Genomic DNA, 279 nt, shown 5'->3' with positions numbered 1-279 from the left:
GCGGTTTATCGAGCCCACGCTGGCCCGAGGCTTCAGCCCCGGCGCCAGTTGGATGGAACGCGCCAGCGGCACCAATGCCATCGGCACCGCGCTGGCCTGCGCCCAGGCCGTGCATATTGAACACGACGAACACTTCCTCAAGGCCAACCGCTTCATGACCGGCTCCGCAGCGCCGATTTTCGACGCTCAGCGCGAAATCATCGCTGTGCTGGATGTGTCCAGCGACAGTTACCTGCCGCCCTCCCACACCCTGGGCATGGTCAAGATGATGAGCCAGAC

Annotated in this window: 1 protein-coding gene; it reads left to right on the top strand. The window is 63.8% G+C overall.

The features are described from left to right. Positions 1-52: 52 nt before the first annotated feature. Positions 53-279: GAF domain-containing protein (locus AAEY78_RS12790; protein ID WP_352339701.1), on the top strand; the 227-nt coding region annotated here is incomplete at its 3' end.

It is taken from the genome of Psychrobacter sp. 16-MNA-CIBAN-0192, assembly GCF_040309565.1.
Taxonomy (GTDB): domain Bacteria; phylum Pseudomonadota; class Gammaproteobacteria; order Pseudomonadales; family Moraxellaceae; genus Psychrobacter.
Note: the sequence above shows the minus strand (reverse complement) of the source record. Positions and strands in the feature narration are given on the sequence as shown.